Annotated in this window: 5 protein-coding genes; 2 read left to right on the top strand and 3 right to left on the bottom strand. The window is 67.6% G+C overall.

What is annotated here, in order from left to right; translation table 11 throughout:
- Nucleotides 1–11: 11 nt before the first annotated feature.
- A complete protein-coding gene (locus G4D87_RS30550; RefSeq protein ID WP_163786228.1) occupies nucleotides 12–2,213 on the top strand; it encodes a hypothetical protein in 2,202 nt (733 codons plus the stop codon).
- Nucleotides 2,210–3,544, top strand: a complete 1,335-nt coding sequence (locus tag G4D87_RS30555) for a hypothetical protein (RefSeq protein ID WP_163786229.1) — start codon at nucleotides 2,210–2,212, stop codon at nucleotides 3,542–3,544. Before G4D87_RS30550 ends, G4D87_RS30555 begins: the two co-directional genes overlap by 4 nt.
- A gap of 67 nt (nucleotides 3,545–3,611) precedes the next feature.
- Here G4D87_RS30555 and G4D87_RS30560 read toward each other — a convergent pair whose 3' ends face one another.
- The 3 genes from G4D87_RS30560 to G4D87_RS30570 all read right to left on the bottom strand — a co-directional run.
- Nucleotides 3,612–4,631, bottom strand: coding sequence for a hypothetical protein (locus G4D87_RS30560; protein ID WP_163786230.1), 1,020 nt, complete (start codon nucleotides 4,629–4,631; stop codon nucleotides 3,612–3,614).
- Nucleotides 4,632–5,029: 398 nt separating this feature from the next.
- A complete protein-coding gene (locus G4D87_RS30565) occupies nucleotides 5,030–5,635 on the bottom strand; it encodes a GNAT family N-acetyltransferase (RefSeq protein WP_163786231.1) in 606 nt (201 codons plus the stop codon).
- Nucleotides 5,636–5,817: 182 nt separating this feature from the next.
- Nucleotides 5,818–7,028, bottom strand: a 1,211-nt coding sequence (locus tag G4D87_RS30570) for a serine/threonine protein kinase (protein ID WP_163786232.1), incomplete at its 5' end; no start/stop codon positions are given.

Here is a 7,028-nt window from a genome sequence, read left to right on the forward strand (position 1 = left end):
GGGGGTGGACAATGCGCGCTGAGCGACTGCCGCGAAGTGGAGCCGGTTTGGTGCTGGCCCTGGCGCTCCTCACGTCGGGGTGTGCCTCGTTGCCTTCTCGGGCGGGCCCTGGAGGCACCCTGGCTGCCGGCGCGGGCCCGGCGCCCAGCGCGGCCCCTGGGCTCGGTGCTGTCATGAGTCTTCCCGAGGACGACGGGCCCGAGGAATTCTCCGACGAGGAGCCCGAAGCCGGGCCAATCCTGCACCGCCGTCGAGTCATGCCATCTCCCGCAAGCCCTGGCGGAGGCGAGATGACGCCCCTGCGTGTGGTGGGCGCCCTCGCGGGCGCATGCGGGGAGGTGCCTTCCGGTTGGCCGCACCTGGCTGAGGAGGAGGTGCTGGCGCCCTTCCTCGGATGCACCACCCCAGCGGCCTTCCTGGCCTTGCAGCGCCACGCGGACATGCCCCGGCTGGTGGAGGCCCTCTCGGACTGGAATGCCGTCCGCCTGGGCGCTCTGGGCCCCCTGGAGGCCGAGGCTGCCCGCGTCCTCCTCAAGAAGCGCGCGGCCTTCCTCTCCACCGCCGTCGAGAAGCACGGCCTGCCCAGGGCGGAAGTCCTCGCGCTCTTCGTCTTCCACACCACCCACGACGACGAGGCGCGGCGGCTGCTGCACCTGTTGGCCGAGGACAAGCTGCTGACGCGCGTGCTGGGGGACATGGAGGTGGTGCGCGAGGAGCTGAAACAGCGGGGCCTGGCCCTCGCTGACTTCCCGGAGCGGGACTTCCGCGCGGGCGACATCGCGCGCGGGCTGGGACGGGCCGCGGACGACGTCGCCGCCTCCATTCCGCTCGTCGGCGGGAGCCGGAGCGTGGACGCGTCCGCGCTGCCCCCGCGGCTTCCTCCGCCCTACCGGGCCGCGTATGAGGAGGTGGAGAGGGCGCAGTACCTGGGGGCCTTCGCGCCGGGTAACGTGGCCCTGGCGTCCTTTGACTCCCTCACCTTCGGCGTGCCGCTGGGCTTCTACCACCTGGCAGCGGGGATGGCGCAGGGCGGGGCCTCCCTCGCCAAGGGTGAGTACGAGGAGGCCACGCGGCAGTTGGCGCCCGCGACTCTCATGGTGGGCCTGTACGCGGGAGGGAAGGGCGCACGTGCCTTCCGTGAAGCCGGCCTCTCCAGGCAGGAGGGGGCGCGGCTTCATGCGGTGGTGCCCCGCGTGGAAGCGCTGAAGGCCGTGCTGGCGCGGTTGGAGGCGCGACTTGGGGAGAGCGCCGTGGGGGAGTTGGCCCGGCACCTCCAGCAGGACCGGAACGCAGCCATTCTGGTGGCGGAGTGGGGCGAGGTCGGCGCGCTGGCGCTGTACGAGGCGCGAGGCAACGTCGCTCAGGCACAGGCCACATTGGCGGTGCGGTACCGCGAGCCCCCGAGCGCCGCGTCCACTGGCGGGGGCGCAGGGAGAAGCAGCGGCAGTCGGCCCTCCGTGCCCCCCGAGGCCGCCGGACTCCCCGCGGAGGTGGCGGAGGCGAAGTTCAAGCAGTGGGAAGCGGAGTTCCCGGGAGCGCGCCTGTCGATGAACGTGGCGGAGCTGACGCGGCACCGCCAGGCTCTGCGGAAGGCGGCTCCAGCCGAAGTCGCAGCGGAGCCACTCTGGGCCGACTACGTGGCATACCTGGAGACGAGAGCCGCGGAAATCAAGAAGGGGATTGCGGAGAAGGGGCCGCTGAAGTGGGCGGGCTACCGGCTCGTGCGCGCCAGGTACGCCCGAGGGCTGGCCTTCGAGAAGAAGATGGTCGCCCTCCTGGAGGCGGACGCGGCGCTCCCTCGGGCGCAGCGGCGGTGGCTCAAGGACTTCGACCAGCCCCGCATCGAGACGCACGTGGGCGTGGCGAAGGCGGACCTTCGCTTCGCGGACGTGCTCGTCATCGAAGAGGGGCCCGCTGCTGGCCCGACACCCCGCGTGGAGACGTTCAGCTTCAAGAGCCGAGAACTCAATCGCTTGGAGCGGAGTGAACTGACGGCGCAGATGAGGGCGGATGCGGGCGACGCCCTACAGTACTACGGAGAGACGGTGGACATTAGACGGCCTGGATTCAAGCTCCGTGGTATGCCGGTAAAGGTCGAAAGGGTCCGCCTCGTCTATGAACGCAAGCTTGCTCCAGTCGATACGGACCTGCTTTCGAGTGCGGTGAGGAACGTCAAAGAGGATGTCAAGGGAGTGGAGGTCTTGTTTCAATGAAGCTGTTGACCCTTGAAGACCTGAACGTTGAAGATACGCTGAGGCTTTCGTTTGACGGGTCATTCAATCACCATGGTGCGTTAGAGCGTGAATTAGAGCCCTTTCTTCAGGGGCTTGAATTACATGCGGGTGATTGGATGCCCGACGTCGTAAAGGGCAATCGGCAGCGTAGCTATTCGCGTGATGCGGTCGTGGCGGCGCTGAAGGAGCGCCGAGATCGGTATGGTTCGACAGTTGGTTTGTATCGAACGGCTTTCCCGGCTGTCTCGCTGACGATTGATCTTGGGCTTTCGCTTGCTCCCGCGAAAATACGCATCTGGCTTGATGTGCAGCCCATCTCCTTCTTTTCAGATGAGGAGCGTTGCCAGGGGGTCGTAAAGGCAGTTCGCGGATGGGGTTCGATGTATCCAGTGCCCTATGCCGTGGCGCATAGTGCAGCGGACAGGCAGTTGGCTGATTTTCCTCGGTTTGGCCGCGATGACGAAACCTGCGAGAGGCATGGGACCGACACGATCTACGACGTGTTCTGGCTGAACATCTTTGGTCCCAAGCTCGTAGAAAGCATAGGTCTCGAGCGGATGCTTTCGACTCCTGCGCACCTCGTGGAGGAACTCCCCAACGGCTCCGTCCTCTTGGTGCTGCGGCCCACCGCCGCGGACTTCGCGAGCGACGAAGCGCGGGTGGCCCAGGCTCGAGCTCATGTCCACCTGCGGCCGGACCTCGACTTCGACACGGTGCTGCGCACGCTGAAGGAGCGCAGCGCCGCGCTCTCCCCTGTGGAGCCCCGCTTCCATCCTGACTTGGCGCCGCTGCTCTCACGGTTGCCAGACGAGTTCGCCATCAGTGAGCGGCAGCAGAAGATTGCCGAGCTGAACGCGTTTCGACCTCCTTCGCCGGAGGAGTGGCTCCCAGCCGCCCTTCCCTCTGACGTGGAGAATCCGGAGCGCGTCCTCGCCTCCTACGGAGACCTGTCCGAAGGACTGGTGGCAGCGCTACACACGAAGGTGCCGTCCATCATGGAGGAGACGCCCGAGTCACTCACGGACCTGGACTTCCACTTCTGGAGGGAGAACTTCCCTGAGCGGTACACGCGCGAACTCATCGACGAGCACACCGCGCCAGCGCTAGGGGCCTATCTGGGTGACGTGCTGGTGCGGCGGCTGGGCGGGACGTGGGTGCCGCGGCAGAAACTGGAGGAGTCCCAGGTGCGCGTTGGCAGGCGCGTCTGGCTGCCTTTCCTCCGCGCTCGCCGGTACATGCAATCTCGACAGTCGCTGCTGGACTACTCGCTCACCCTGTTCCTGCAGGAAGTGAAGAGGCACTGTTCCTGAGTCGGTGCCCCTTCACACCCACCGTGCCCCGGACGGGCCGTTCAGCCCCGTCCGGCGCACGGGTGAATCACTCCGCCCAGTAGCTGTCCGTGTACACGCTGAAGCCGGACACGGTGTCGACGAAGAACGCCGCGCTGTGGCCGCTCCAGGGGTCGCGCGAGTAGCCGTAGTAGCAGCCGAAGAACGAGCGGCCCTCGGTCAGGGCGTACAGGTTCGCCAGGCCGGCGGCCTTCACGTTCGGATCCAGCGCGACACGGCGCTCGGACGCGGCGATGGTGGCCTCGACTTCGGCGCGGACCTCGGCGGCGTCGGCCAGGTACGGACGGGGCTGCTCGCCGAACACCCGCTCCGGCTCGATGCCGAAGCACGAGTCAATCTGGAAGTTGTAGAACTGGCCGCCGTGCAGGTTCGTCCACCAGTCGAAGTGGCGCGCCATGAACACGCCGCCGTGCGAAACCGGCTGGTTGTTCACCGCGGCGATGAGCGCCTCGAACGGACGGCTCAGCGTGGCCGCGTTGCGGAGGTTGCGGAAGCTCACCTCGGCGATGCCCGTCGTGTTCGCGATGGCGTCCGCGCTCGTGAACGGGCGCTGGTTGCGCAGGTTCAGCGCGCCGTTCCAGGCGTAGGGGAGGATGTCGTGCAGCTCGGTGGAGCTGACGCTGTTCACCAGCGACACGAGGGCGGCCGCGTCATCGTGCGACAGGGCCAGCCCATCCGCGATGCCGTAGCACTCCACGTCGATGTAGTTCAGGTCCCGGGCGCCGTGCTCGATCTGCTGCAGCCGCGCAGGACCGACCAGCGGCACGGAGGAGATGTCCGCCAGGGACACGAACTGCGACGTCGCGCGCCGGTTGACCAGGTTGTGGACCACGTTGCTGGGCAGGTACGCGTCCAGCGTGTTGAACGAGGCCTGATTGACGAACGCGAGGATGCCCTCGCACTCGACGGCAACGTCCACGTCCGTTGCCGTGAACAGCCCCTGCTGCTGCTCCTCCTGGGGCTGCTGCGTGGACGTTTCGGTTTCGCTCGGGCCACAGCCAACGAGCAGACCGGCGGCGAGGAAGGCAGATCCAACATAACGACGCATCGGGGGAACTCCTGATAGGGGGACAACGAAGTGAGACGGCTTAATACACCAAATGCCCCTGTTCCTGGCAATCCAGAAGCAGATTATTGCCGTGTCACAAATTCGTCTCCAGACCTGTGCACTTCAGGTGTGGCCAAGCCCCTCTGTGCGTCTCGATAGGGTGATTTCTCCCCTGGGAGACAACCTGGAGCGTCCCTGCCCGACGCCGGAGGTCCGGACGTTTGTTGGTATACGGACAGGTGATGAATGATTGTCTTTTCTGACGTAAGGATTCGACCTGATACGTCGTCTCTGCCCACGGCTCACGGCGCAGCCCACGCGCGGACGCGCCGGGTGGTCCCGGGCGTGGAGCGTTCGAGGCTGGACGGATTCCGGTGGTTGCCTCCGTGACAGGGCGATTATCGCCCCGAGGCGTCGCGGAGTTGCGCCTCGTCTTTTCGAGGCGCGGCCCAGTCCCAGGCGACCACGGCCCATTCGTCCGTCGCGTCCCGGTAGGTGTGGAGCGTCTCGAAGCCGACCCGCTCGTGCGCGCGCAGGGAGCGGAGGTTTCGCGCGGACACCTCAGTGACGATGAGGTCGAACGCGTCCCGGAAGTGGTCCCGGTGCTGGTGGTAGAGCCGGTCGAACAAGCCCCGGCCTCGGTGCGCCCTGTCGATGCAGATCTGCCCCATCACGTAGAAGCGGTAATCGCTCAGGGGCCTGCCTCGAAAGTCGAGCGACTCGAAGAGCGCGAACATGGGTTCCAGGACGGGCGCCAGCGCGCGGGCCTCGCGCGGCATCGTCAGGGCGTAGGCCACTAGCGCTCCGTCATGGTGGGCGACGATGCTGGGCGCCATGGCGTGCATCTGCTCCAGCGCCGGCAGGTCGTGCTGGACCGTGACGAACCCCTGTGCGCGCAGCTCGTCCTCGGACAGCGCCTGCTTCAGGTTCTTCTTTTGCAGCGCCAGGATGTGCTCCAGTTCGTCCCGGTTCTGCACGGCGGTGACTGTGTAGGTGGGCTCCATCGCCCGCAGGATATGCCGCGGCCGTGCACCCTGACGAAGCGGCGTGGAGGCGGGCAATCGGCCGCTTCTCCGCGCGCCTTGGCCCGGACGCTTGTCAGCTCGGAGCGCCTCCTCCACTGCGCGATTCGCCGCGCACGCTGTCGGTGCGTGGCTGTTGGCCAGGGTTCGCCGTGGTCCGCTCCTCAATGGCGCGTAGGGCTCGACGTGGCGGGCCGCATGGGGGGGAAGGCAGGGCCATAGCAGGCGCCCTTGTGGACATACCCATCCTCGTCGCAGTCCTTCAGGTTATCGACGGCCAGCTTCACCCAGCAGCCACCATTGATGGGGACTTGGAGCTTGCGTGGGCACCGTCCTGATGCGTCTGGCCGGGTCTGCCCGGGAAAGGGTCGGGGTGGCATCTCCAGGCCAATGGTCGACCATGCGACGGGGGCCTGGACGGGAGATGCCGGGGCCGCGAACACGCTGTCTCCCACCGCCACCGTGCCGCCGTCGGTTGCCTCCACGGACATCGCCGTCGGCATGGGACCGACTTCGACCGAGGCGCCCGCGCGGGGTCGCCAGCCGAGGCTCAGCACCAGGGGCCCTCCCAGTCCGATGATGGCGACCCACGGCCACCGGAGCCGTCGAACTCGATAGCGGAAGGAACGTTCATTCCACTGCGCCGACGCACGGGAGCGCGGGGCACCTCCCATCAGGAGTGGCACATCCGACTTCGCGCCCGCCCGTGCCACCGCCGACTCCAGCGCCTCCGCCAGTTCGCGGGCGCTGCCTCGCGCGTGAAAGCCTGGGGAGAGCATCCGCGACACCAGCGCGCTCAACTCCGGACAGCAGCGCCCGTTGACGTCTCGCGGGGACGGGGCCCGTGCTCCTTCGGTATGCCAGCACCGCGACTCGGCCACGTCGGGATGGGTCGACGGTGGATACCGCCCCGTGATCATCCGGAACGCGGTGACCCCCAGCGCGAAGACGTCATCCGCCTGTCCCGGCGCATACGGAGACGCGGAGGCACCCGCCGCGAAGCGCCAGGCCTCAGGGGAACGGTAGGCCGGCGTCCCCGGCGGAAATGGCGAGCTCGTCTGCGTCGCGGCGCCCAGGTAGTGACTGGAGCCGAAGTCCATGAGGAACGCCTGCCCGTCGGCCTCGCGCACCACCACGTTGTGCCCTTTGACGTCCCGGTGCAGTCCTCCGACGGCGTGAGTGGCTTCCAGCGCCCGCGCCAGCCTCGCGAGCAGCGCCATCACCTGCCGCGACGTGGGGCCGTGCTCGCTGGCCCAGTCGTAAAGCGGCGTGCCCTCCACCCAGTCCATCACGAGGTAGGGGTGGGGCGGTCCCCTGGCGGGTTGCCACTGTCCGCTCGCTCGCAGCCGGGGGACGGCGGGGTGGGGGATGCGCG

The sequence above is a fragment of the Myxococcus vastator genome, assembly GCF_010894475.1.
Classification (GTDB): Bacteria; Myxococcota; Myxococcia; order Myxococcales; family Myxococcaceae; genus Myxococcus; species Myxococcus vastator.

Bases quoted from the DNA above. Each gene is read 5' to 3' on its own strand.
- G4D87_RS30550 (WP_163786228.1), top strand. From the start codon at position 12: ATGCGCGCTGAGCGACTGCCGCGAAGTGGAGCCGGTTTGGTGCTGGCC.
- G4D87_RS30555 (WP_163786229.1), top strand. From the start codon at position 2,210: ATGAAGCTGTTGACCCTTGAAGACCTGAACGTTGAAGATACGCTGAGG.
- G4D87_RS30560 (WP_163786230.1), bottom strand. From the start codon at position 4,631: ATGCGTCGTTATGTTGGATCTGCCTTCCTCGCCGCCGGTCTGCTCGTT.
- G4D87_RS30565 (WP_163786231.1), bottom strand. From the start codon at position 5,635: ATGGAGCCCACCTACACAGTCACCGCCGTGCAGAACCGGGACGAACTG.